25 protein-coding genes and 1 pseudogene are annotated in these 25742 nt (G+C 52.0%); 7 read left to right on the forward strand and 19 right to left on the reverse strand.

The features are described 5' to 3' along the window. The 6 genes and pseudogenes from FH755_RS10785 to FH755_RS10810 form a co-directional block, all read left to right on the forward strand. Window positions 1-122 (forward strand): annotated as a pseudogene (locus FH755_RS10785) (IS3 family transposase); the annotation flags it as partial. A 14-nt stretch (window positions 123-136) separates the two neighbouring features. Beyond that, a complete protein-coding gene (locus FH755_RS10790; RefSeq protein WP_292441128.1) occupies window positions 137-2041 on the forward strand; it encodes a hypothetical protein in 1905 nt (634 codons plus the stop codon). Window positions 2042-2465: 424 nt separating this feature from the next. After that, the gene (locus FH755_RS10795; RefSeq protein ID WP_292441238.1) at window positions 2466-3065 is read left to right on the forward strand and encodes an ATP-binding protein; all 600 of its coding nucleotides are present in this window, start codon (window positions 2466-2468) and stop codon (window positions 3063-3065) included. Beyond that, window positions 3062-5086 carry a DNA helicase Rep gene (rep, locus tag FH755_RS10800; RefSeq protein WP_292441129.1) on the forward strand — a complete coding sequence of 675 codons (2025 nt, stop codon included), beginning with the start codon at window positions 3062-3064 and terminating at the stop codon, window positions 5084-5086. The genes FH755_RS10795 and rep overlap by 4 nt, the downstream gene beginning before the upstream one ends. Before the next feature lie 87 nt (window positions 5087-5173). After that, window positions 5174-5746 (forward strand): YcnI family protein, encoded by a 573-nt coding sequence (locus tag FH755_RS10805; protein WP_292441130.1) that lies wholly within the window; start codon window positions 5174-5176, stop codon window positions 5744-5746. Window positions 5747-5861: 115 nt separating this feature from the next. Beyond that, window positions 5862-7961 (forward strand): TonB-dependent receptor, encoded by a 2100-nt coding sequence (locus FH755_RS10810; RefSeq protein WP_292441131.1) that lies wholly within the window; start codon window positions 5862-5864, stop codon window positions 7959-7961. Window positions 7962-8030: 69 nt separating this feature from the next. Here FH755_RS10810 and FH755_RS10815 read toward each other — a convergent pair whose 3' ends face one another. From FH755_RS10815 to FH755_RS10900, 18 genes are all read right to left on the reverse strand, one after another. Further along, the gene (locus FH755_RS10815) at window positions 8031-8474 is read right to left on the reverse strand and encodes a YaiI/YqxD family protein (RefSeq protein WP_292441132.1); all 444 of its coding nucleotides are present in this window, start codon (window positions 8472-8474) and stop codon (window positions 8031-8033) included. Then, on the reverse strand, window positions 8474-8794 hold the full coding sequence (locus tag FH755_RS10820) for a Na+/H+ antiporter subunit G (protein ID WP_292441133.1): 321 nt from the start codon (window positions 8792-8794) through the stop codon (window positions 8474-8476). Before FH755_RS10820 ends, FH755_RS10815 begins: the two co-directional genes overlap by 1 nt. Before the next feature lie 4 nt (window positions 8795-8798). Further along, window positions 8799-9068: a K+/H+ antiporter subunit F gene (locus FH755_RS10825; protein ID WP_292441134.1), complete on the reverse strand. Its 270-nt coding sequence runs from the start codon at window positions 9066-9068 to the stop codon at window positions 8799-8801. Beyond that, window positions 9068-9556 (reverse strand): Na+/H+ antiporter subunit E, encoded by a 489-nt coding sequence (locus FH755_RS10830; protein WP_292441135.1) that lies wholly within the window; start codon window positions 9554-9556, stop codon window positions 9068-9070. The genes FH755_RS10825 and FH755_RS10830 overlap by 1 nt, the downstream gene beginning before the upstream one ends. Window position 9557: 1 nt before the next feature. Next, on the reverse strand, window positions 9558-11081 hold the full coding sequence (locus tag FH755_RS10835; RefSeq protein ID WP_292441136.1) for a monovalent cation/H+ antiporter subunit D: 1524 nt from the start codon (window positions 11079-11081) through the stop codon (window positions 9558-9560). Beyond that, window positions 11081-11452: a Na+/H+ antiporter subunit C gene (locus tag FH755_RS10840; RefSeq protein ID WP_292441137.1), complete on the reverse strand. Its 372-nt coding sequence runs from the start codon at window positions 11450-11452 to the stop codon at window positions 11081-11083. Before FH755_RS10840 ends, FH755_RS10835 begins: the two co-directional genes overlap by 1 nt. After that, window positions 11452-14271, reverse strand: coding sequence for a monovalent cation/H+ antiporter subunit A (locus FH755_RS10845; RefSeq protein WP_292441138.1), 2820 nt, complete (start codon window positions 14269-14271; stop codon window positions 11452-11454). The genes FH755_RS10840 and FH755_RS10845 overlap by 1 nt, the downstream gene beginning before the upstream one ends. Before the next feature lie 101 nt (window positions 14272-14372). Further along, complete coding sequence (locus FH755_RS10850) at window positions 14373-14852, reverse strand: c-type cytochrome (RefSeq protein ID WP_292441139.1); 480 nt, start codon at window positions 14850-14852, stop codon at window positions 14373-14375. Window positions 14853-14943: 91 nt separating this feature from the next. Then, a complete protein-coding gene (locus FH755_RS10855; RefSeq protein WP_292441140.1) occupies window positions 14944-15942 on the reverse strand; it encodes a zinc-binding alcohol dehydrogenase family protein in 999 nt (332 codons plus the stop codon). Between the two features lie 67 nt (window positions 15943-16009). Then, window positions 16010-16441 (reverse strand): DUF1841 family protein, encoded by a 432-nt coding sequence (locus tag FH755_RS10860; protein WP_292441141.1) that lies wholly within the window; start codon window positions 16439-16441, stop codon window positions 16010-16012. Between the two features lie 2 nt (window positions 16442-16443). After that, window positions 16444-17097 (reverse strand): endonuclease III, encoded by a 654-nt coding sequence (nth, locus tag FH755_RS10865; RefSeq protein WP_292441142.1) that lies wholly within the window; start codon window positions 17095-17097, stop codon window positions 16444-16446. 5 nt (window positions 17098-17102) lie between these two features. After that, window positions 17103-17789, reverse strand: a complete 687-nt coding sequence (locus FH755_RS10870) for an electron transport complex subunit E (RefSeq protein ID WP_292441143.1) — start codon at window positions 17787-17789, stop codon at window positions 17103-17105. Next, window positions 17786-18421: an electron transport complex subunit RsxG gene (gene rsxG, locus FH755_RS10875; protein WP_292441144.1), complete on the reverse strand. Its 636-nt coding sequence runs from the start codon at window positions 18419-18421 to the stop codon at window positions 17786-17788. Before rsxG ends, FH755_RS10870 begins: the two co-directional genes overlap by 4 nt. Next, window positions 18418-19452, reverse strand: coding sequence for an electron transport complex subunit RsxD (gene rsxD, locus FH755_RS10880; RefSeq protein ID WP_292441145.1), 1035 nt, complete (start codon window positions 19450-19452; stop codon window positions 18418-18420). The genes rsxG and rsxD overlap by 4 nt, the downstream gene beginning before the upstream one ends. A 4-nt stretch (window positions 19453-19456) precedes the next feature. Then, window positions 19457-20971 (reverse strand): electron transport complex subunit RsxC, encoded by a 1515-nt coding sequence (gene rsxC / locus FH755_RS10885; protein WP_292441146.1) that lies wholly within the window; start codon window positions 20969-20971, stop codon window positions 19457-19459. After that, complete coding sequence (gene rsxB, locus FH755_RS10890; RefSeq protein WP_292441147.1) at window positions 20968-21528, reverse strand: electron transport complex subunit RsxB; 561 nt, start codon at window positions 21526-21528, stop codon at window positions 20968-20970. The genes rsxC and rsxB overlap by 4 nt, the downstream gene beginning before the upstream one ends. A gap of 4 nt (window positions 21529-21532) precedes the next feature. Further along, window positions 21533-22114, reverse strand: coding sequence for an electron transport complex subunit RsxA (gene rsxA, locus FH755_RS10895; RefSeq protein WP_292441148.1), 582 nt, complete (start codon window positions 22112-22114; stop codon window positions 21533-21535). A gap of 205 nt (window positions 22115-22319) precedes the next feature. Further along, window positions 22320-23378 carry a 3-deoxy-7-phosphoheptulonate synthase gene (locus tag FH755_RS10900; RefSeq protein WP_292441239.1) on the reverse strand — a complete coding sequence of 353 codons (1059 nt, stop codon included), beginning with the start codon at window positions 23376-23378 and terminating at the stop codon, window positions 22320-22322. A gap of 209 nt (window positions 23379-23587) precedes the next feature. Here FH755_RS10900 and FH755_RS10905 point away from each other — a divergent pair, with 209 nt between their 5' ends. Continuing rightward, window positions 23588-24274: a MaoC family dehydratase gene (locus FH755_RS10905; RefSeq protein WP_292441149.1), complete on the forward strand. Its 687-nt coding sequence runs from the start codon at window positions 23588-23590 to the stop codon at window positions 24272-24274. Between the two features lie 38 nt (window positions 24275-24312). Here the strand turns inward: FH755_RS10905 and nhaD are convergent, their stop codons facing one another. After that, a complete protein-coding gene (nhaD, locus tag FH755_RS10910; protein WP_292441240.1) occupies window positions 24313-25692 on the reverse strand; it encodes a sodium:proton antiporter NhaD in 1380 nt (459 codons plus the stop codon). Window positions 25693-25742 lie beyond the last annotated feature (50 nt).

The following is a 25742-nucleotide window of genomic DNA, read 5'->3' on the forward strand; positions in this document are numbered from 1 at the left end:
CAGCCAAGGCTGATTTATTTGACTATATTGAGCGATTCCATAATCCTCGCATGAGAAGACGAGTCGCGAGAAGCGACATGAAGTTTTCAACCGTTTTCAAACCGTCCGTGGAATCGGGGTAGAACCCAAGGCAGCGTTGCTCACACAGAAGCGGCAGGCATTAACTGGTGCACAACAACAACTTCAGAGCTGCAACAATGACCTTCAACAAATTGCCGTAGAGGAGCTGAGGCTAGCCAATCAATATAGAGAAGGTGCTACCTTTAGTCGGATGGTGCTAGAACTCAATGGTAATGACGAAACGCCTGGGGTAATTGAGCGTCTTGAAACCGAGCTGCAGCAACCAGTTGCAGCCAAAAGCAATCTAACCAGTATAGCCTTGGAAACGTTGGGCAATAGTATTACCACAACCATCCAAGAGCTGACCGGAAAACAGAATGAGCTAGCCGCTGCAAGCCTGCAGGTTTCATTTAAACAACTATATGAAGCCGTCTCGCAAGTACAGCAAAGTAGTCCAAGCGAGTGTCCCGCATGCAAAACTCCTCTAACCGAGGTTTCCGTAAACCCATATACTCATGCAGGCCAAGAGCTAAAAAAACTTCAGCAATTGGCTGCTATCCAGCAAGATGCAACTCGACTTGGGCAAAGCACAAGACAATCCCTGTTTCAACTCTCGCAAATCATAAATACGTGCTTGAAGTGCTACCCGCAAAGCAACCCCATTAAACCATATGAAGTAGAAGATAACGGGCAACCCAGCATCGAGTGGTGGAATTCCCTGCTTTGTAGATTAGCTGATGGCTACACACCGTGGCAGCACTTAGCCTCACAGGTTCAGCATCTTGAAGAGAATGACAAAAAGATTGACCAAGCAACTGAACAGAAAAGCAACAAGAAATCTGAACTGAATAGACTTCGTGAATACTCTCGTCAAATTACAGTACTTCAAACTCGAAGGCAGACAGCAAATGCGGCCATTACTTCTGCCCAACAACTGATAGATAACTTCCAAAATGATAATGCCCAATTAATTGCGGATGTTGAAGTTGAAAAAGCCTTGATATCCAAGAACCAGGAGATCGCTTCTGGCTATGCTTCATTCGTTCGAAAGCTGAACAATTACAGTAATAATTTACCTTCACAGTTAGTCGCAGACCTTGGGGAAAAAGTCGTTACTCTTTATAACGCTTTCAATCGGAATGACTCAAACTCAGAGAAGTTAGCAAACGTTACGTTACCACTGACACAGAACGAGCGTCTTAAAATTGCTTTTTGCAACAACCCCAACCAAGCTTACGATGCCCTGCATGTACTTAGTGAAGGGCATATACGCTGCCTTGGCCTAGCAATACTGCTGGCAAAAAACCTTAAGGAAAATGCTCCGGTATTGATTTTTGATGACCCAGTAAATGCTATTGACGATGATCATAGGGAATCTATTCGACGAACGCTATTCGAGGATCAATACTTCTCAGACAAGCAGATACTATTAACTTGCCATGGTGAGGAGTTCTTCAAGGATATTCAGACTTTATTATCTGCCCAGGAAGCTAGCCAAGCCAAGTCGTTTTCTTTCTTGCCTCGCCTTGAAGAGCCCCACATCCGGGTAGACTTTAACTGTGCTTCCCGGAACTATATTCTTGCTGCTCGCGGGCACATAAATCATAACGAAGTCAGAGAAGCTCTAACCAAGTCGCGCCAAGCTCTAGAATCGCTGGCAAAAGGCAAAGTATGGAGATACGTCTCCAAGTACGGTGATGGCAACCTGAGTCTAAAGCTACGTTCCCCCTCAGCCCCAATAGAGCTCAGAAATCTTACTGACCAATTGAGGAGCAAAATAGGTAAACAAGATTTCTCTGCGCCGAACAAAGAAGCAGTCTTCATCCCTATTGATACCTTACTGGGATTCAGTGGTGATTCACGCGAATGGCGCTATCTCAACAAAGGAACACATGAAGAAAATGATCGCGCTGAGTTCGATAGGCATACAGTTGAAACAATCGTTTCTGCCCTAGAGCATATTGATGCTGCTTTGGAGTAATATTGCTTTTACAGGGTTTATTTTATGTGCCGAAATCTCACCATTTCACAAATTCATAGGGCCAGAGTGATTTATTTTAGGCAAGGCTCGGATTTAAAACACTGACCATATTTGGCACGAAGCTGGCAAATCTAAAAATAGATAATTTACGAAAATTTAAGTCAAACCTATGCAAATCAAAATATAAATATGGATCAGAGTCTGTTGAAGCTTTCACTCTGATGAAAATATAATGGTATTGAGAGTGTCGGAAGCTAAATAGTTCATAAATTGGAAGCTGAAAACAACATACAAAGTGTATCTTTTTTTCAACCAATTTATACATTTTTCTGAAAGATTAATGTATGCGTTGTTTTTTAGTAGGTTTAGATAAAGTGAGGGTTTGACAGCATACATTTATAGTTAGTCTTTAGAAGGTGATGAACTGCCCGAATTCGACCGCCATGTCTTGGAGGTGCTGCGTGAACCATTAGAATCTGGCAAGATCACGGTCTCGCGAGCAGCCAATCAGGCAGAATTTCCTGCCCGGTTTCAGCTGGTCGCAGCGATGAACCCTTGCCCCTGTGGTTATCTTGGTGAGTCCCGCTGCCATTGCACGGCAGATCAGGTTCGCCGCTATCGCGGTAAAGTATCCGGTCCCTTGATGGACAGAATTGATATGCTGGTAGAAGTGCCGGCAGTGGATAAAACCCTGCTTCGCAGCCGGGCTCAGGATGCCAGTGCTGAAACCTCAGAGCAGGTCAGACATCGGGTGAGCCGGGCACGGCAAAGGCAGATAGCGCGGCAGGGCAAGGCGAATAATGTGTTGGAACAGAAAGAAATAGAGGTTTTTTGTCCCTTGAGCGACAGTGATTATCAATTGGTGGAAAAAGCGATTACCCGGCTCGGCCTGTCGGCACGTGCCTATCACCGTATTCTCAAAGTGGCACGCACGATTGCCGATCTTGCGGCGAGTGATGATATTCGCACTTCACATCTCAGTGAAGCCATCGGCTACAGACGTTTTGAGTCTGTAGGCCTGTGAATGATCTGAATCCACAGCAGCGGGAAGCTGCTCGTTACATCGAAGGACCACTGTTAGTACTGGCGGGTGCCGGCTCTGGCAAGACCCGCGTGATTACCCGCAAAATCGCTTACCTGATTGAGCAGTGCGGCATCCCCGCCCGCAATATCGCCGCGGTGACCTTCACCAATAAAGCCGCACGTGAGATGAAAGAGCGGGTTGCCCAGCTGATGGGTAGTAAGCAGGGCGTGTCAGCCCGCGGTTTAATGGTGTCCACTTTCCATACGCTGGGGCTCAATATCCTGCGCCGTGAATACAAATCATTGGGTTATCGCAGTGGCTTCTCGATTTTTGATGCGCAGGACAGTCTGTCGGTATTGCGTGACATCATGGGCCGCGATTTTGCCGCTGACAGCGATCATGCGGAAAAAGTGCAGTGGCATATTTCGGAATGGAAAAACCAGCTCATTACACCAGAACAGGCGATGCAGATCGCTGAGCCCGGCACACCGCAGTCCGCTGCCAAGGTCTACCCGAGGTACGTGCAGGCACTCAAGGCCTACAACGCCGTCGATTTTGATGATTTGATTCTGCAGCCGGTGCTGCTGTTCCGTGAGCATCGTGAAGTATTGAAAAAGTGGCAGGCCCGTATCCATTACCTGCTGGTGGACGAGTATCAGGATACGAACGGCTGTCAGTACGAACTGGTGAAACAACTGGTCGGCATTCGCGAAGCCCTGACCGTGGTGGGCGATGATGATCAGTCGGTCTATTCCTGGCGCGGTGCCCGGCCGGAAAACCTGGCCCAGTTGCAAACCGACTTTCCGCGTCTGAAACTGATTAAACTGGAACAGAATTACCGTTCAATGGGGCGCATCCTGCGCGTCGCCAATACGCTTATCCGCAATAACCCTCATGTGTTTGAGAAGCAGCTCTGGAGCGCGATGGGAGAGGGGGATCCGATCCGAGTGATTGGCTGCCGCGATGACGAGCATGAATCGGAAAAAGTCGTTTCTGAATTGCTTTATCACAAGCTCAAACACCAGGCGAGTTTCAAGGATTATGCGATTCTTTACCGCAGTAATCACCAGTCACGGCTGATTGAGAAAGTGCTGCGTGAACACAATGTGCCGTACTTTTTGACCGGCGGCACCTCGTTTTTCTCACGGGTCGAGGTCAAGGACATCATGGCTTATCTGCGACTGCTGGCCAATCAGGATGATGACAATGCTTTCCTGCGGGTCATCAACACCCCGCGGCGTGGCATCGGTGCCAGTACGCTGCAGACGCTGGGCAACTATGCGGGAGAACGAAACACCAGTCTGTTCGGTGCCTGTTTTGAAATGGGGCTGGCAGAGCAGTTGTCAGAAAAAGCCGTCGTCAACCTGTCGCATTTTGCTCACTGGCTGGTGGATATTGCCGATCGCGCCAAACGCGGCGATTTGATCAGCGCCATTCGCGATATGGTCGAGGAAATTGAATACCGTGGCTGGCTGGAAGAGGTCAGTGGTGACCCGAACAAAGCCGAACGGCGGATGGAAAACGTTGAGGAACTGCTGAGCTGGATTGAGCGGATTATCGAGCAGGATACTGAAGAAAAAAGTATCGCTGACATTGCCGCCAGACTGACGCTGATGGATATTCTGGACCGCCAGGAAGATGAAAATCAGGCTGATGCTGTGCATCTGATGACGTTGCATGCCGCCAAAGGGCTGGAGTTTCCGCATGTGTTTATGATCGGCATGGAAGAGGAAATTCTGCCGCACCGCAACAGCATCGAACAAGACAGTATCGAAGAAGAACGCCGGCTCTGTTATGTCGGCATCACCCGAGCTCAGCGTAGCCTGGTGATGACACTAGCCAACAGCCGCAAACGCTACGGTGAAAAAATCGAATGTGAAGAGAGCCGTTTTCTGCGTGAACTGCCTTCAGAAGATCTCATCTGGATGTCGGAAAAAACCAAGGCGGATCCGGAAGAGCGTAAGGCCCGTAAGGATGCGCATATGTCCAATATCCGCGCCATGCTCAAAGCCGATGCCTGAGGCCGTTCGGAGTGATAGGACACAACATACGGTCTTAATCCCGATTGGAATTGCCGGATACAAAAACACCTAAAACGAGACACAACGATGAAAAAATTGATTTCCATGCTGTTTTTGACTTTGCCTTCTATGGTGAGTGCCCATGCTGTGATTCAGCAGACTGATGCCGAAAGTGGCAGTTACTACAAAGGCGTCATCGGCCTCAGCCATGGCTGTGATGGTTCTGCCACCACCAAGGTTACCATCACCATTCCCAATGGCTTTCGCGGTGCCAAGCCGATGCCCAAGCCGGGCTGGAAGCTCGATGTGGTCAAGTCGGTGCTGGAAAACCGCTATCAGTCTCACGGCAAAACAGTCACCGAGGATGTAACGCAAATCACCTGGTATGGCGGAGTGCTCGAACATGCACATTATGACGAGTTTGTTTTCCGCGGTCAGATCGGTGTCGGTACCACCACCAGACTGTATTTCCCGGTCAGACAGGAGTGTGTGGTTGGTGAACTGAACTGGGATCAGATACCAGGTGAAAAGCCTAAAGGCCATGAACACCACGGCGATCACGGCGCACAAGACAGTCATTCCGGACATGCTGATGCCAAGCTGGAATATCCGGCACCGGTAGTCAGAGTTGTAGACGGCACCGGTATGCATCATCACTGAGCGAACAGTGAAATGCTGAATTTGGGGGATTTGACACAGCCTGCGTGAAATCCCTTATTTTTATCGAACTGCGCTGCTCTAGACTGCCGGGTTAGCAATAATGATTGGACCAGGCATGTCACTGCATTCACTGAAACGACCGCTGACTAAACTAGCTGCTGTATGTTTGCTGGTCATATCTGCCCAGTCCGAGGCTGAGCACGGCAACCTGTCGCTGGAGCAAATAGAAGTCACCGCACAAGCCATTGCACCGGGTGATTTTGGGATAGAGTCTGATAAACAGGAAATCCGTCAGACACCCGGCGGCGTCAGCCTGATCGATATCGAACAGGTCACTGAAGGCCGGGTATCGAGTTTTGAGGATGCGCTTCGTTATGTGCCGGGCGTTTGGGCCGTCAGCCCAACCGGCACGGACAGCATATTTCTGTCCAGTCGGGGGTCCAATCTTGATGCCACTGACTATGACACCAATGGTGTCAAACTCCTGCAAGATGGCTTGCCGGTCACTGCTGCCGATGGCAATAACCATAACCGTTTTATTGATCCGCTGAGTGCAAAATACGCCGTGTTCGCCCGTGGTGCGAACGCAATGAAATATGGTGCCAGCACACTGGGCGGTGCGGTCAACTTCATCAGCCAGACAGCCTATGATGATCTATTACCGCTGACCCTGTCTGTCTCCGGTGGCAGCCATGGTGAGAGGCTGACCCGCATGACCGCAGCTCGGGTGTTTAATGACAGCGTCGACGGCCTGGTCACCATTGAAAATAGAGAATGGGATGGTTTTCGTGATCATTCCCGCCACACCCGCACAGGTATTTACGCCAATGGCGGTCTGCGTCTAAGTGATAATGTCTCTACCCGTTTTTACGTTACCAGGCTTGATAGTGATGAGGAACTGGCCGGTGGACTGACCCGTGCTCAGGTGGGTGAAGACCGTGACCAGGCAGGCATGAATAACGGCAGAGAGGCCGGTCACTTCCAACTGGATGTGGATACCTGGCGTATCGCTAATAAAACGACTTGGGATATTGATAATAATCGCAGACTCGAATTCGGGCTGTCGTATGAAGAGCAGGAGCTATTTCATCCGATAGTCTATTCACCGCCATTCTTTACCCTGCTGATTGATAACCGTCAGCGTAATCTGGGCACCATGGCACGCTACCATCATAAAGTCGGTGCTCACGATTGGCTGATTGGATTCAACTACGGTGTTACCTGGGTCGATGGTGGTAACTACAACCATATTTCCGGCGACAAGACAAATAAGTGGCAGATCAACGATAACGATGCCGATACTCTGGAACTGGTCGTGCTGGATCGCTGGCAATTCGCAGATGACTGGACTTTGGTTGCCGGTGCTCAGGCAGTCAGAGCCAGCCGTGAGGTACGTTCAACCACAGTGTCTTCTTCTGCCGTCAGGCAGGTTGAAGATGACTATAACCGCATTAGCCCGCGTGTCGGTCTGATTTATCAGGTCAATCAGGCTACTTCGTTGTATACCAACCTCAGTAGCCTGTATGAGCCACCGACGACTTATCAGCTGGATGATGGCAACAGCACTGAAGCACTGGGTGCGATGAAAGGGGAAGTGTTTGAAATAGGCAGCCGTGGCCACCATGACCTCAGTGGGAATAACCAATGGGACTGGGATATTTCTGCTTATTATGCACAACTGAAAGATGAAATCTTATCAGTTGAAAACCCGGAACAACCGGGCAGGTTTATTACCAGTAATGCGGATGACACCATCCATGCAGGGATAGAAACCTTGTTGAGGGCTGATATTGCGCTAACTGAAAACCGTCATCACCGTCTGACACCGCTGGTCAGTATGAGCTGGAGCCGTTTCCGATTTGATGGCGATGATTCACTGGGCGATAACACCCTGCCTGCGGCGCCTGAGTTTTCCATGAAAGGGGAACTGCTTTATCGGTACATGAACGGTTTCTATATCGGTCCGACCATGGATTTTGTTGGAGCGCGTTATGCGGACTTTGCTAACAGTTACAAGATTGATGACTACACATTGTTTGGTCTGAAAAGCGGCTGGTCAAACCAGAACTTCAAGGTGTTTGCCGAAGTGCGTAATCTGTTTGAACGTGATTATATCGCCAGCCACAGTGTTCGGGCGGCAGCCTCACAAGCCGATGCCATACTCAATCCGGGGGCCCCGCTTTCTGCCTATGTGGGTATTGAATACCGTATGTAAAAGCGTGTTCAAGCTACAAAAAAGCCGCTGTTATCCGGCAGCGGCTTTTTCATTTCAGATCACCGGAATTCATTTATCCGCCAGAATACGATCCAGTTGATTGGCAAACTGTTGCCTGTCGCGTTGATGAAAGGTTTTATGGCCGCCAGTCTCGACACCACTGGAGCGTAAGGTATCCATAAAATCACGCATGCTGAGGCGGGCGGCAATATTGCTTTTATCCAGTAATTCACCACGCGGGGTCAGGCATAAAGCGCCCAGATCAATTACGGTACTGGCAAGTGGAATATCTGCACTGATGACCAGGTCGCCCTGATTGACCAGCGAAGCGATTTCATCATCGGCTTTATCGAAGCCGGCAGTCACCTGTTTGAAGTTGATCTGGCTGTCAGCCGGCATTTTCAATGGATGATTGGCAATAAAAGTAAGTGGGAGGCCAGTGCGTCTGGAGGCACGGAATAATATCTCGCGAATAGGCAAGGGGCAGGCATCCGCATCGACCCAGATATGCATTATTGGTCAGACTTGTTGAGCGTGCGTTTATCCTGTCTCACCTTGATATGCAGTGCGGCTTTTGCCATCAGATGGGCACTGACGGGAGCAGTGATAAACAGAAAGAGCGTGACCAGCACTTCATGCAGGCTGATCTCACCGGTCTTGAAGCTGAAGTACATCGCTGAAGCGATTAATACCGCACCGACGCCCAGGGTGCTGGCCTTGGTCGGGCCATGCAGACGCATATAAAAATCAGGCAGTTTGAACAGGCCCAGAGAGCCTACCAGGGTAAAAAAACCGCCGAGAATAATCAAAATGGACAGAATAATATCGAGCATCTGTTTATTCCATAATATCGCCGCGAAGCAGATATTTACTGAGCGCCAGAGTGCCCATAAAACCCATTAACGCGATCAGCAGTGCCGCTTCGTAATAAAGCATACTGTTGAGGTGAATCCCCAGCAGAATCAGCAGGGCGATGGAGTTGATATAGAGTGTATCCAGTGCCAGGATGCGATCCGGGATATCCGGACCGGCCAGCAGGCGATACAGACTCAACAGCAGCGCTGCACAGACCATCACGAAGGCGATGATAATGGCGTATTCCAGCATTAGTCGAATATCTCCTTCAGTGGTTTTTCAAACTGATTCTTGATATCAGCCACGGTCGCCTCCGCATCATCAATATGCAGAGCATGAATCAGCAGGCTTTGCTGATCTTCTGACAGGTCACAGGTGACCGTACCGGGTGTCAGCGAAATCGTGTTAGCCAGCAGACCAATCGCAATCGGTGATTTCAAATCTAGCGGTACATAAAGAAAGCCCGGCTGCAATTTGTCCTGACGGGTCAGAATCAGTTTGGCCACTACCACATTGGCGACCAGAATTTCATAAATAACCACAGCGACAAATTTCACCAGCAGCCAGGGGCGGTGGATCTGAACTTTTTCCTGCCAGAATGAGGCAGTAAACCACGGAATAAAAGTGGCAAGCAAAGCGCCGAGTATCATGTGACCGAATGAGGCCGTATTGTTCAATAACAGCCAGATAAGCCACAAGGCAACGCTTAGCAGGGGATGAGGGAAGGCTTTTCTTCGCATATTATTTCCCCGATACTGCCGATTGACTGAGGACAGCATGGATGTAACTTTGACTGTCAGCCAACTGCTGTGCAACCTGTTCGGTCAATGCCGTCACTGGTCCGGCCGCTACAACCAGCAACGGGCTCATCATCAGCAGTGCGATCATAACGCCCGTCGCTTTAGTGTTAATGGTGGCGCCATCGTTCCTGCCCTGTTCATCGACCTGATAAAACAGGATAGAGCCGCTTCTGGCCAGCGCGATCATCATCAGCAAACTACCCAGCAGTACCACCGTGAAAATCCAGGCCTGTAATGGATGGCCGATGGCTGAATCCAGAATCAACACCTTGCCGAAAAAGCCGGAAAGCGGTGGCACACCGGCAATGGCAATCGCCGACGCCAGAAACAGACTGCCCATCACAATCCCGCGGGCCATTGCCGGCGCACTTCGGAGTTTGTCGGCATAACTGCCGCGGCCGCGTGCCACCAGATCGGCCAGCAGGAACATCGCACCGCCAATCAGGGTGGAATGGATCAGGTAATACAGACTCGCTGATAATGCTGCGTTGTTATCAATACCGATACCAACCAGCAGGGTAGCGACCGAGGCCAGAATCAGGAATGCGGCCTGTTCTTTCAGCCCACGCGCTGCAAAGACTCCGAATACGGCCAGAATCAACGTGAGCATGCCCAGCCACAATAATAAATCGGTATGCAAACCGGCCAGCGGGCCTGCCTGTTCAGCAAATAAAGTGCCGTGCACACGGATGATGGCGTACAGCCCGACTTTGGTCATGATGGCAAACAGGGCCGCGACCGCGGCTGAGGTGGTGGCATAGGCACCGGGTAACCACAGATAAAGCGGGAAGATGGCGGCTTTGATACCGAAGACGACCAGTAAGAGCAGCGCTGCCGCTGCCACGATACCCTGATCATCGGCACTGACCGTGGCCATTTTATCCGCCAGATCAGCCATATTGAGTGTACCAAGCACGCCGTAAAGGGTACCGACGGCAAACAGGAACAGGCTGGAACCGACCAGGTTGATAACCACATAGTGCAGCCCGCCTTTGGTTCGTAAGCGACCTCCGCCGTGCAGGAGTAAACCATAAGAGGCCAGTAACAAAACCTCAAAGAACACAAACAGGTTAAACAGATCGCCGGTCAGGAAAGCACCGTTAAGACCGAACAGCTGGATCTGGAACAGGGTATGGAAATCTTCACCCTGTTTATCCGTGTCCTGTGCGATGGCATAGAGCAGGGCGAACATTGATAGAACTGCGGTAAGCAACACCATCAACGCCGATAATTTATCCAACACCAGCACAATGCCGAACGGTGCCAGCCAGTTACCCAGCAGATAAACCTGATGCCCTTCGCTGACGGCGACTGACAGGGTTTTCAGTGTGAGGGTGATTAAACCGGCAGTAAACAGCAGGCTGATGCTGCGCTGTAACTGCAGACTGCCGAGACGACTGAATAACAGCGCGATACCACCAACCAGTGGCCATAAAACCGGCAAGACAGGCCAGATAGAACTCATCAGTTACCCGCCTTTTGTCTGGATTTCACCGCCTGTTCCTCAGCCACATAGCTCAAACCATCGACATGGTCATTGCCAAGTTCACTACGGGCTTTCAGTGCCAGTACGATTAGAAAGGCGGTCATGCCGAATGCAATAACGATGGCGGTCAGCACTAAAGCCTGTGGCAGTGGATCGGTATAGGCTGTGGCATTGGGCGAGATAATGGCGGCCTGACCCACTTGCAGACGGCCCATCGTGAACAAAAACACATTGACTGCGTAGGACAGCAGAGTCAGTCCGAGTACGACCGGGAAGGTTCTTGCACGCAGTACCAGGTACACGCCACTGGCTGTCATCACGCCGATGACGAGGGCAATTATCCACTCCATTAATAATGCTCCTGTTGTCTCATTTGATGTGAGGCATGGCTGAGTTTGCCGAGCTCAACCAGGATCAATACCGTTGCACCAACCACGACCAGGAAGACACCGAGGTCAAAGGCCATGGCACTGGCGATTTCAAATTTACCGACCAACGGCCATTTGAGATAGGTAAAGGTAGAAGTCAGGAACGGGTAGGACAGCAGCATCGCGACAATCCCGGTAACAACGGCAGCAGTCAGGCCGATGGCAATCACAATGTGCATATTGACTTTAATACGGGCATTGGTCCAGTCAATCCCATTGGCAAGATACTGGGAGATCAGGGCGACAGCAGCAATCAAACCGGCAATAAAGCCACCACCGGGCAGGTTGTGGCCACGCAGGAACACAAATACCGCCACGAGTAACATCAGTGGGAACAGAAGACGAGTCAGGGTCTGCATAATCGGCGGATGCGGGTCATGACTCCATTCCCGGCCCTGAATATCCCGCATTGGGGCTGGCAGTCGCAGGTTTTTGAGCATGGCAAAGATACCCAGTCCGGCCAGCGCGAGCACGACAATCTCACCCAGGGTATCGAAACCGCGGAAGTCGACCAGAATCACGTTGACGACATTGGTGCCACCACCGCCGGGTTTACTGTTCTGGATAAAGAAGTCGGAAATCGGCGCATAATCACGGCTCATCACCGCCATGGCAAGCAACATTACCGTAATACCGGCGCTGACCGAGAGCGCGACATCACGGGTCATTCGTGTGGCATTACGCTCCTGCGGAGTATGTTGCGGCAGGAAAAACAGAGCCAGCAGCAACAGCACGATAGTGACCACTTCAACCGAAAGCTGGGTTAAAGCGAGATCCGGCGCCGAAAACTTCACAAAGCCCAGTGAGACAATCAGACCAACTACGCCGACGATAATCAAGGAGACCAGGCGCTGATGATGTAAGACAGCACAGAGCACGCTGGCAATAACAACGAAGGCACTCAGAGCGAGGGTCAACCAGTCAATGGGTAGTAAAGCACGGTCGCCCAGTAAGGGGCTATTGAATTGCAGATAGCCATAGAGCACGGCGAGGACAGCAGTTACCAACACCCAACTGGTGGCGTTCTGTAAAGAACCGCGGTCAAACACCCGGCTGATTTTGCCGGTCGTAACCAGTATGCCGTGCAAAACCATATTGAAGAGAATACGCGCATCAATCCGGGGCAGGTTCTGGTCATGCCAGCGGAACAGTTTGTAACGGTTGAAATAGACCAGCACGCCGATGCCCATCGCAATAAAGCTCATCATAAGTGGCAGATTAAACCCATGCCAGATAGCGAGGCTGAAAGTTGGCGGTGCCGACTGCAGGCTCGCAGCCACAGCTACCGACAGAATGGGTGCCACCAGTATCATCGGTGCAATACCGACACCCAGACACAGCAGCACCAGAATATCGACCGGAATTTTCATAAACCGGGGCGGCTCATGCGGGGTCTTGGTTAGGCCCACCGGCTCACCGTTAAAGAACACATCGTGGATAAACCGCAGCGAGTAGGCCACTGAGAAAATCGCGCCGATGGTGACCAGCACTGGAATCGCCCACGTCATCAGACTGCCATCAGTTGCTGTTAATGCCTGTTCAAAGAACATTTCCTTGCTTAAAAAGCCGTTCAGCAGCGGCACACCAGCCATCGCTGACGCGGCGATCATCGCCAGCACAGCGGTATGCGGCATATATTTGAGCATGCCGTTGACCATTCGCATATCACGACTGCCGCACTCGTGGTCGATAATACCCGCCACCATAAACAGGGAGGCTTTGAAGGTCGCATGGTTAATGATATGGAAGATGGCGGCCACTGCAGCCAGTTGAGTACTGAAACCGAACAGCAGGGTAATGAGGCCCAGGTGACTGATAGTGGAATAGGCCAGCAGACCTTTTAGATCGTGTTTGAACAGCGCGGTATAAGCGCCGAGTACCATCGTGAACATCCCGGCGCCGCCGACCAGCCAGCCCCAGGCTTCGGTGCCTGACAGCACAGGGAACAGCCGCGCCAGCATAAAAATACCGGCTTTGACCATGGTCGCAGAATGCAGGTAGGCCGATACCGGCGTCGGTGCCGCCATCGCATGCGGCAGCCAGAAATGGAAAGGAAACTGGGCAGACTTGGTGAATACGCCCAGCAGAATCAGTACCAGCACAGTCAGATAATGTTCATGCTGGCGAATCTGTTCCCCGGCGGCCAGCACGTCCGTGAGGTTATAACTGCCGACAATATTGCCCAGCATGATGACACCGGCGAGCATCGCCAGACCACCGGCACCGGTGATAGCCAGCGCCATGCGGGCACCGTCACGGGCATCCTGCTGATGTTGCCAGTAGCTGATCAGCAGGAAGGAGGTCAGTGAGGTCAGTTCCCAGAACACGACCAGCTGAATCAGATTCTCCGATAATACGATGCCCAGCATCGAGCCCATAAACATCAACAGATAGGCAAAGAAGCGGCCCATTGAGTCTTTGGGAGAGAGGTAATAGCGGGCGTAGAGGATGACCAGCAGCCCGATCAGCAGAATCAACAGCGTGAACAGGAGGGCCAGGCCATCAAGCCGGAACGCGAAATCCAGTCCCAGTGCCGGTAACCAGGACCAGCTCTGTATCAAAGTTTCGCCGGCAAAAGGCAAATGTATTGCCGGTAGCAGAAACAGCAGTGAGATCAAGGTCACCAGCCCGGCAGTCCAGGCAGAAGCCACACGATTGATATTGGCAGCCAGTGCCGCCAAAGGCGCACCCAGAAATGGGATCAGGGCAATAAGAGGGAGGTTAAATTCGAGCAGATTCATTAACTTTTTCTGGCGTCGCGCTAAAGCCTGTTCCAGTCTATAGGAGTTAAAAAAGCACTGCCTGAAAAATCAGGCAGTGCTGGCTCTGTTTTTATTTTACTTTACTGAAACTCAGCGACCATATGATCGACAGCAGCTTTAACCTCTTCATCAGTCAGGTCGGCACGGCCGCCTTTCGCCGGCATCATGTTAAAGCCATTAATCGCATGGTCATACAGGGTTTCAATACCTTTCTCGATACGCGGTGCCCAGTCGTCTGCACTACCCAGCTTGGGTGATTGCATCAGGCCTGCGGCATGACAGGAGGCACAGACAGAGGAGACAATTTGTTCACCCACACCACCCGCACTGCCGGTTTCAGCCTCAGCAGGCGGCGCTTCAACAGCGGGCGGTTCACCCACGGTCACTTCAGCGACAGGGCCGATACGTTCCTGAACCGCTTCAGGTTCCATGCTGGCCGGTGCTGTCACGTTTTTTGCGACATCTTCCATATTGTCCAGAATCAGCAGGGCAATACCGAACAGGATGGCAAAGGTAACAAGACTACCGACAAGAAATGTACCCGATTTATTTTTATTCATCGTTGAACCTCAAGCAGAAAATGAAAACCTGCGCCAATTATACGGTCATCAGCCGCGCTGTGCCACGCCAATAGACGCCTAATCTAATGGATTATTCGATTGCGGCCAGGGCGATTTTGCCCAGCGTATGTCCGTCGCGCAATTGCTGATGAGCCTGAATCAATGTGTCGGCATTGATAGGGCCCAGCGTTTGCTTCAGGGTGGTTTTAATCAGCCCTTCATCCAGCATTTCGCCAATGCGGTTAAGTAATTGATGCTGGGCCGTAATATCGGCTGTTTTATGCATTGGTCGAGTAAACATGAATTCCCAGACAATACCGGCACTCTTGGTTTTGAGTTTATCGATATTGTGATTTTGCTGACTGGTGACTACAAAGCAAATCAGGCCCTGAGGTGCGATAAGATCAGTCACCAGATCGTAATAGGGATCGGTATCGCCCAGACAGAGAATATAATCTGGATCGGCAATATTGAGGCGCCCGTATTCTTCGCTCAAATCATGATGATCAATCACATAATCGGCGCCCAGTTCCCGGCACCATGCCGCAGATGATTCTCTGGATGCAGTCGCTACCACGGTGAGCTCTGCGACCTGTTTAGCCAACTGAATGGCAATAGAGCCTACCCCACCGGCACCGCCAATAATCAACAGCGTTTTACCTTTGTCGAGGTTGGGATAAATCTTCATCCGTGAAAACAGTGCTTCCCAGGCAGTGATGCTGGTCAGGGGCATCGCAGCGGCTTCCGGCGCAGAGAGTTTCCGGGGGGCAAAACCGACAATACGTTCGTCGACCAGTTGATGGCTGGCATAACAGCCGTCGCGACTGATATCGCCGGCATAGAACACTTTGTCGCCGACTTTGAACAGTTCACAGTCTCTGCCGGCGGCGATAACCGTGCCGCAGGCATCCCAGCCAACGATTTTAGGCTGTTCGAGTTCACCCTGGATGCCGGCGATGACTTTGGTATCGACCGGGTTGACAGCAATCGCCTCTATGGCAATCAGCAGATCACGTCCTTCCGGCTCAGGCAGGTCATGTTCGACCAGTGTCGGGGCGGCGTTGGCCGCAGTATAACCATATGCTTTCATGAGCGGGTCTCCGGCTGATGATTAAGCGAATCCTTTTGCTGACAGCATAAGGAAACAATGTTTCAGTCTAGGGCTTATCACACAGATGCTGCAATGCCAGCAGATAATCCTGTTCCGACGGCGGCTGACCATCACGCTGTGCCTGCCACAGCATCTCTGCCAGACAGTCTATCATTGCATGCTCGCAGTCATGATGATTGTCATAACGCTGTAGCAACTGCTGGTAGAGCGCGCGAATCCCGGCTGGTCGATCGGTGCTGATTTGCTCATGCAGAGAAATATGCAGGCCCATATGCAGGAAGGGGTTGGATTCACCGGCTTCGATAGTGAAATCCTTGTCGAGTTTATCCGGATCCGAGAGCAGCGACTGATATTCCGGGTGCATATCGATGATTTGCGCCAGTACCCGTTCCAGTCCGTCCAGTGGCTGATTAGTCTGCATTTTCGACCAGACATCGAAAAATACCTGTCTCAGTTGTTGACGGTTTTGACCAAACATTATCAGGCGCTACGAGCGGCACGCCGCTGATGATCGCGGAAATAATCACATAAGTGACTGACGCAGCATTCATCGCACTTGGGCTTGCGGGCAGTGCAGACATAACGGCCATGCAGAATCAGCCAATGATGGGCATCGAGCATAAATTCCTTAGGCACCACTTTCATCAGTTTATCTTCCACCGCACGGACGGTTTTACCTTTGGCAAGGCCGGTCCGGTTGGAGAGGCGGAAAATATGCGTATCGACCGCCATCACCGGCTGTTTGAATACTGTGTTCAGGATGACATTAGCGGTTTTTCGGCCCACGCCCGGCAGCGCTTCCAGTGCAGCACGGTCCTCGGGCACTTCACCACCATGCTGTTCCAGCAAGATGCGGCAGGTTTTGATCACGTTCTCGGCCTTGCTGTTAAACAGGCCGATGGTTTTTATGTAATGCTTGAGACCGTCAACGCCCAGATCGAGAATCGCCTGTGGTGTGTTAGCGACCGGATACAGTTTGTCGGTGGCCTTATTAACACCGACATCCGTGGCTTGGGCAGACAGGATAACCGCCACCAATAATTCAAACGGGCTGCTGTATTTCAGCTCCGTAGTCGGTGCCGGATTGTGCGCCTGTAAAGTGGCAAAAAACTCGCGCCGCTGGGCCTGGTTCATGCTGCCTAACCTGCTGCCGGGGTTTCGACCTCAACCACACTGGCTTTGGGTTCACGTTTCGCCAGACGGATATCGATGCTGTTCTTGAGGGCGACAAGCAGGCCCAGACCGATAAAAGCACCCGGTGGTAACAGGGCCATCAGAAATCCACGGTAATCCTCAATCACGGTGATGGTCAGCCCTCGTGCGCCTTCACCGAACATCAGGTAAGCCTGGGAAAACAGGGTGCCCTGACCAATCAGTTCACGCATCGCGCCCAGCAAAATTAATACAGCTGCAAAACCGAGTCCCATCATCAGTCCATCAAGCAGCGCCGGCCCCACCGAGTTACGGGCGGCAAAGGCTTCAGCACGGCCGATAATCGAACAGTTGGTGACGATAAGCGGAATGAAAATACCCAGGATCAGATAGAGCTCATGGAACCAGGCATTCATCGACAGTTCAATGATGGTGACGATAGATGCGATAATCATGACAAATACCGGCAGCCGCGCTTCATCCGGGATTTGATTACGCAGCAGCGAAATAATGCCGTTCGATGCAACCAAAGTCAGGATGGTAGCAAGTCCCAGTCCCAGCCCGTTGATCACGGTATTGGTCACGGCCAGCAGGGGGCACAGCCCCAGCAGTTGAACCAGGCCGGGATTATTTTTCCATAATCCGTCTACGATGATCTGTTTGTATGCATTCATTCCTCTTCCTCCGCGACGGCAAACAGCTCATCACGATGTTTGCGGAAATATTCCAGCGATTGTTTGACTGCACCGACTACCGCCCGTGGGGTAATGGTGGCACCGGTGAACTGGTCAAACTGACCGCCGTCTTTTTTCACCCGCCATTTGGATGCTGGCGGGTTGCCGAGTGACAGACCTTCAAACTGCAATATCCAGTCGTCTTTTTTGACATCAATTTTATCACCCAGGCCAGGCGTTTCTTTGTGGTCGATAACACGTACGCCAGCCAGTTTACCGCTGTAATAGATACCAACAAGCATCTTGATGGTGCCCGAATAACCATCCGGTGCAATCACGGTCAGCACGGCAGCAATCGGCTCATCATCCATCCTTGCCCGGTAGACCAGTGTCGGTTCTTCAGTTCCCAGTGCCTGCGTCGGCGGCAACAGCAAAGTGTCCTGAAGAATGGCGTTGTTGTATTCATCATGCGGTATCAAGGCATTGATGCCGTCCAGCAGCGCCTGGCGCTGGTTTTCTTTGATCTGTTCACGGGTATTCTGTTCGGTGAGCGCGACCAGGGTGGTGGCAACAATCGCAAACAGACCCAGCAGCAGGCCGACCCGGACAATATGTTTCTGCAAATCCTTCATTGTTTGCCGGTTCCGTAGACTTTGGGCTGGGTGTAGTAATCAATCAGCGGCACCAGCATATTCATCAGTAACACACCAAAGGCGACACCATCCGGATAGCCGCCCCAGACACGGATTATAAAAGTCAGGGCACCGACACCGGCACCGAAAACCAGTCGGCCATTGGGTGTGGTTGAACCTGAAACAGGATCGGTGGCAATAAAGAAAGCCCCGATCATGGTGCCGCCACTGAACAGATGAAACAGCGGTGAACCGGTGATATCCGGCGCAAACCACTGGGTCACAAGGCTCAGGACAAACAAGGTGCCGATCATGGCGACCGGGACCTGCCAGCTGATGACGCGCTTATACAGCAGATATAGACCGCCCAGCATAAACCAGATATTGATCCACTCCCAACCCAGGCCACCAACAAAACCAAACAGGTTCTGATTAGTAATCAGCGCCGGCTGAATCTGCTGACCAATCTGGGTTTTCATTGCATCCAGCGGTGTCGCGCCAGACACAGCATCCGGGGTTAGCCCGGCAGCAGTTTCACCATAAAAAATCAGGTGAAAGGCGTCGACAAAGCCCAGCGGATTGTCCGCCAGAGACAAAACCGGCAACCACGTTGTCATTTCCAGCGGGAAAGACAAGAGCAGCAGGACATAACCAACCATCGCCGGATTGAAAGGGTTGTAGCCAAGGCCACCGTAAAGATGTTTGGCAAACACAATGGCAAACAGCACACCGGTGACGGTCAGCCACCAGGGGGACAGAGGAGGGATTGCAACAGCCAGCAGTACAGCAGTGACCGCAGCACTGCCATCACTGAGAAACGGCTTGATCGGGCGATGGCGTATTTTCAGCAGCAGGGCTTCAGCACCAAGTGCAACCACCAGGGCCAGCACGATATTGATAAGCACGGCAGGGCCGAAGAAATAGACCATGGCAATGACTGCCGGCACCATAGCCAGCAGTACTTGCAGCATTTGCAGCGTGACGCGGTTAGTCCCCGCCAGGAAAGGCGGACTTATCCGGAATAGCGCCATAGTCTCAGTTCTCCTTGTCGTCTGCTGCCGTGGTGTCGGCTGCAGCCTCTTTTTCTTTTTTTGCTTTGGATGCAGCCAAGGCAGCTTTGCGCTGACGCTGACGTTCTTCTTTTTCGCGCTGTTCCCGTTCCATCCTGGCCTGACGGGTTTCGAAGCGTTCGCGGGCAAGGTCCGATTTTTTACGTTCGCGTTCCTGATTCATAATTTCCGTCTTGGCAAAACGGAAGTAGGAGACCAGTGGAATCTTGCTGGGGCAGACATAATCGCAGCAGCCGCACTCGATACAATCAAACAGGTTGTAATCACGGGTCTGATCGAAATCCTTGGCACGGGAATGCCAGTAAAGCTGTTGCGGCAGCAGACTGGCCGGACACACCGAGGCACAGTCGCCACAACGTATACAGGGCAGCGCTTCAGTTTTCTCGGCGGCATCATCGACACCGACCAGAATGCAGTTGGCGGTCTTGGTGACCGGCAGATTATCGCCGGACAGGTTAAAGCCCATCATCGGACCGCCAAGAATAAACGGCTCGTCCGGCTCACGCCGGGTTTCAGCAAAAGCCAGCAGTTCTGAAATCGGCGTACCGAACAGGGTCTCGAAGTTACCGGCATGGGTCACATCGGTGCCAGTGACAGTAACGATGCGTGAAATCAGTGGCTCACCATGGTTAATGGCGCGACCCACGGCATAAGCGGTCCCCATATTATGTGAGACGATGCCGATATCAATCGGCAGGCCGTTACTTGGTACTTCCTTGCCGGTGACGACCTGGATAATCTGCTTCTCACCGCCGGTAGGATAACGGGTCGGGATCACGACGATCCGGGTTTCACTGAGATGGGGTCTGGCAGCCAGCGCCAGTTTCATCGAAGAAATTGCGAGCGGCTTGTTATCTTCAATAGCGAGAATGACCTCACGAGCACGCAGCGCATGCTGCATGATTTCAACACCGTCGAGAATGCCGTCGGCACGTTCCCGCATCAACATGTCGTCACAGGAGATGTATGGTTCACACTCGGCACCGTTCAACAGCAGCGTTTCCACCGTGTGATGCACGCCCGGATTCAGCTTGATAAAGCTGGGGAATCCGGCACCACCCAGGCCGACAATACCGGCATCACGAATGATTTGACGAATTTCATGCGGTGAAATGTCGCGATAATTTTCAACCGGGTGGCGTTCAATCCACTGATCTTCGCCATCGGTTTCAATGGTGATGCAGGGAGCACTGAGCCCGGAAGGATGGGGAATCGGTTGCTCATCGATAGCCACCACCGTGCCTGAGCTGGGTGCATGAAGGCAGACAGAAACGTGACCATCGGCGCGGGCGATGCGCTGACCTTTCAGGACCTTGTCACCGACTTCCACCACCGGCATGGCAGCGGCACCGATGTGCTGTTGCAGAGGCAGGATCAACTGTCTGGCCAATGGCGTTTTACGGATCGGGGTCTGGGTCGAGCGTTTTTTATGGCCGCGCAGTTTCAAACCGCCCGGAAAGTCACCTAAGGGCTGGTTCATGCCTGACCTCCGCGTTCCAGTTGCAGATGTGACGGATCCGGCCAGCGCCAGGTGTTCGGATTCTGTGCCATTTCAACCATATCGATACAGTCGACCGGGCAGGGCTCGACACACAGTTCACAGCCGGTGCATTCATCAGCGATGACGGTATGCATATGCTTGGCAGCGCCGAGAATGGCATCGACCGGGCAGGCCTGAATACATAATGTGCAACCGATGCAGCGTTCTTCATCGATCACTGCCAGCATTTTGGGTTTCTCGATACCGCATTCTTCATCCAGCGGCTTGGGCTCGACATCCAGCAGGTCGGCCAGTGCCTGAATAGTAGACTCGCCACCGGGTGGGCAGCGGTTGATATCGACCTCACCGGCTGCAATCGCCTCGGCATAGGGACGGCAACCGGCAAAACTGCATTGGCCGCATTGGGTTTGCGGCAGCAGTTTGTCGATTTGCTCGACAATCGGATCGCCCTCGACCTTGAATTTGACCGAGGCAAAGCCGAGCAACAGTCCGAGGATTAACGCCAGCAGCGTCAGGGCAATAATCGCTGTCAACATAGACTTAGACCTTCACCAGTCCGGCAAAGCCCATAAAGGCCATCGACATTAAACCGGCCGTTATCAGACCGATGGCGGCACCCTGGAACGGCACCGGCACATCTGCTGCAGCCAGGCGTTCGCGCATGCCGGCAAAGATCACCAGTACCATTGAGAAACCGATAGCAGCACCAAAGCCGTAAAGCGCAGATTCAATGAAACCATGCTGTTCCTGCACATTAAGCAGGGCGACCCCCAGCACGGCACAGTTGGTGGTGATTAATGGCAGGAAGATACCCAGTACCTGATACAACAGCGGGCTGGTTTTGTGGACGACCATTTCGGTGAACTGCACGACCACGGCGATCACGAAGATAAAGCTGATGGTTCGCAGAAACTCGATACCGAAAGGGGCCAGCAGATATGCGTTAATCAGATAACTGCTGATCGAGGACAAAGTCAGCACGAAAGTCGTTGCCAGCGCCATACCCATCGCCGTTTCCAGCTTGCGTGACACGCCCATGAACGGACACAGCCCAAGGAATTTCACCAGGACGATGTTGTTCACCAGTATCGTGCTTAACAATATCAGGGCATAATCTGCCATTTAATAACCTACTGATTTTCTCGGGAATTCGTTCTGATTTCAGTACGAGCGGGGCCCGGCTGCAAATCGTTAATCGCTAATTATAGCCTAAACAGGGCTATTTCCGAAACGCCGCACGCAAGTTTATCTCTTTGTCATAGAGCAACTTAGCGCGCAGTAGAGCGACAACCGCTGAGCCGGGAAATTCCGGCAGCATTGATTGAAATTATTGATGCTGGCGACGTTCGCGAACCGCAGCAGCCAGCTCACGTAATAGTACTTCGGTCTTATCCCATGCCATGCAGGCATCGGTAATGCTCTGACCGTAGACCAGTTCCTTGCCCGGTTCAGCATTTTGACGACCGGCAACTAGGTGGCTTTCCAGCATCAGGCCGATGATTCGTTTGTCACCGGCCGCGACCTGAGCTGCCACATCACGGCAGACAGTTTCCTGTTGAATATGATTTTTGCCGCTGTTGGCATGACTGCAGTCAATCATAATCCGTACCGTCTGACCGGACCGGCCAATAACTTCTGCTGCCGCATTGACACTGTCAGCGTCAAAATTGGGGGTACGACCTCCGCGCAGAATCACATGACAGTCAGGGTTACCGGTAGTTGAGAAAATTGCTGAACGGCCAGCTTTGGTCAAAGACATGAAGTGATGTGGTTTGGACGCTGACAAGCAGGCATCAACTGCAATCTGCAGACCACCGTCGGTCGCGTTCTTGAATCCCACCGGACATGACAGACCGGAAGCCAGCTCACGGTGAGCCTGACTTTCGGTGGTACGGGCACCGATGGCACCCCAGGAGACCAGATCGGCAATGTACTGAGGACTGATGAGATCGAGATATTCGGTTGCTGCCGGAATCCCCATTTCGGCCAGGTCGAGCAGCAGTTTGCGGGCAATATGCAGTCCGTCATTGATTTTGAAGCTGCCATCGAGGTAAGGGTCATTAATGAGGCCTTTCCAGCCCACCACCGAGCGGGGTTTCTCGAAATAAACCCGCATGATGATGTGCAGATCGTCCTTTAATTCTTCGATCAGCGGTTTCAGTCTTGTGGCATACTCACGGGCAGCAATCGGATCATGGATTGAGCAGGGTCCGACGATGACAATCAAACGATCATCACGCTTGTGCAGAATGTCCTGACTGGCCTTGCGGGCAAGAAATACCGTCTCCGATGCTTTATCGGTGATAGGCAGTTCTTCATGTAGTTGCGCCGGCGGCAGGACTTCCTGTATGCCGATTATTCGCAAGTCGTCGGTGCTGTAGAGCATGATGGTCGCTAATGTCGTGGCTAAATAAACGCTAAATTGTACCCGCTGCGCCGGTTTTGTGCTACGGCGGCGTGGTTGGAAATGAATGGATTCATTCTGGCTGGGATGATGTGAATTGTTCGTCAGTTGGCTCAGATATGACAGCGTAAACTTCAGCATTGAAGCGAAGTCTCAGCTTGAGGCGATAGTGCAGGATAAAAGGAAATCGTATGCGGTTGGTCGAATCACTAAAACAAGGGCAGGAAAAGCTCGAGTCTTTGAACAGCGAGTTGAAGAGCCGGGTTGAAAGTACATTGAAAAACTGGCCGGAAACGCTGAACAAAAAAGTTTCAGATATCCGCAACCTGTCGCTGCCGTGGACACAGTATTTTCATTTTTTCCATGAACCCGATGAAACCCAGATCATTCCGGAGGACCGGGCGCTCAGCGAGAAATTTGTAGCATTGCGGCAACGTCTGGAAGCAGAACTGGGGCAGGAAAGTTATGTTGGTGAATGGTTTCAGGTAGATCAGACCTGTATTGACCAGTTTGCCGGGGTAACCGGCGATCACCAGTGGATTCATACCGATCCGGTACGTGCGGCGCAGGAGTCGCCATTCAAGACCACGATAGCGCACGGTTTTTTGACACTGTCGTTGATCCCGATGCTGACTGATACCGTGAATCCGTCAAAAAATGATTACCCTGAAGCTCGGCTGGTGGTTAACTACGGCATGAATAAAGTCGTGTTTCCGGCACCGGTCAGAGCTGGCAAACGTATCCGGGCCCGCACCCGGATTATCGAAATCCGTGAGTTACGACGTGGTCTGGAGCTGGTGCGTGAGGTCAAGATCGAAGTTGAAAACAGCAAGCGTGCAGCCTGTATTGCCGAATTGGTGCTAAGACTTTACGACTGAGTAACAGCAATGAAAAAGCGGCCCGCAGGCCGCTTTTTTTAATGCACCGTCACTTCAAACAGTGAGGCATTAAGCCAGAGATGGAGCCAGATACTGGCGGCATAGCCCAGCGCGATAGCCCACATCCATTTCAGATGACTGAAAAAGGTGTAAATGCCGCGTGCCTGACCCATCACTGCCACACCGGCAGCGGAGCCAATCGATAACAAAGAACCTCCGACGCCGGCCGTCAGTGTCACCAGCAGCCACTGACCATGGCTCATTTCAGGCATCATCGACAGTACGGCAAACATCACCGGAATATTATCGACTACCGCTGAAATCAGGCCGATCAGGATATTGGCTGTGGTCGGCCCCAAATCTCCATACATCAGTTCTGAGCCCAGGCTCAGGTAGCCAATCGTGCCGAGACCGCCGACGCAGAGAATAATGCCGTAGAAGAACATGAGCGTGTCCCATTCGGCGCGTTCAATCTGGCGGAAAATATTAAATGGTCGTTTGCCTTCACCTACCTCTTCCAGCTCCATCATCAGGCGCGACTCACGCAGCTTGAGGATATAGCCATAAATTTTCAGGAAACCCAGACCGGTCATCATGCCCACTACCGGTGGCAAATGCAGGAAATTATGGGCGCAGACTGCCATCGCAATCGTCAGCAGAAACAGGCCGATGACAACAAAGGCACCGTCTTTCAGGACCACTGAGTCATTGCCCGCTTCCGGCGTCACATTTTTCACGGTTAATGACATCAAAAAGGCCGGAATAAACCAGTTCACCAGCGACGGCAGGAACAAAGCGAAAAATTCATGGAATTCGACCACACCCTTTTGCCAGACCATCAGTGTCGTGATATCACCAAATGGACTGAATGCACCGCCGGCATTCGCAGCTACGACGATATTGATACAGGCGACGGTCACAAAGCCGAGGTTATTGCCACCAACAGCCATGACCACGGTGGCCATCAGCAGGGCGGTAGTGAGGTTATCGGCTACCGGTGAGATAAAAAACGCCAGCAGGCCGGTGAGCCAGAAAATCGTGCGCAGGGAAAAGCCCTTGTTAATCAGCCAGGCACGCAGGGCATCAAACACGCCACGTTCCCCCATGGTGCCGATATAAGTCATGGCGGCAAGCAGGAACAGGAACAATTCGGCATATTCCAGCAGATTGTGCCGGATCATCACTTCGGCGGTATGGTGATAGCTGGAATCCGGTTGCTGAGCGTAAATCAGTGCGATCATGGCCCAGATCAGGCCGGCGGCAACCATGACCGGTTTCGATTTACGCATATGAATTTCTTCTTCGACCACGACCAGGGCGTAGGCGAAGATGAACAAAGCGATGGCTGCGTATCCGACCCAGTGTGTGGTCAGATCGAGCAATTTAACATCAGTAACTGCCGCTGCCAGTTGCGGCATCAAAGACAAGACTATACCCAGCAGGGAGGCAGACACCATTGTCTGACTTT

Origin of the sequence: Methylophaga sp., from assembly GCF_009711715.1 — a bacterium.
GTDB lineage: Bacteria > Pseudomonadota > Gammaproteobacteria > Nitrosococcales > Methylophagaceae > Methylophaga.